At 70.5% G+C, this 281-nt stretch carries 1 protein-coding gene; it reads left to right on the top strand.

All coding sequences use genetic code 11. The features are described 5' to 3' along the window. Window positions 1-281, top strand: a 281-nt coding sequence (locus P409_RS39940) for a hypothetical protein (RefSeq protein ID WP_034850039.1), incomplete at both ends; no start/stop codon positions are given.

The raw sequence follows: 281 nt of genomic DNA, 5'->3' as shown, positions 1-281 counted from the left end.
CTGGTCCGATCAAGCCGAGCGACCCCGACCTGCACTGGACGGAGTGGGCGCTCGATCGGCTGCGCGACATCGTGGATCTCGAGATCCGCACCATGCGGGCCACCGTGCGGGAGCACGAGCAGATCCTGCGCGGCGCGGAGATGCCGGACTTTCCGCTGATGCAGTCCCGCCTCGCCCGCTCGGTGCGGCTGTCGATCGCGATGACCGAGCGGATCCGGCGCGACTATCTGCTGCGCAAGCAGGAGCGGATCGCGTCCGGCGAGCAGGAGCGGCGGCGGCAG

The sequence above is a fragment of the Inquilinus limosus MP06 genome, from assembly GCF_000767795.1.
In the GTDB taxonomy this organism is placed as follows: Bacteria; Pseudomonadota; Alphaproteobacteria; order DSM-16000; family Inquilinaceae; genus Inquilinus; species Inquilinus limosus_E.
This window is presented reverse-complemented; position numbering and strand designations above follow the sequence as displayed.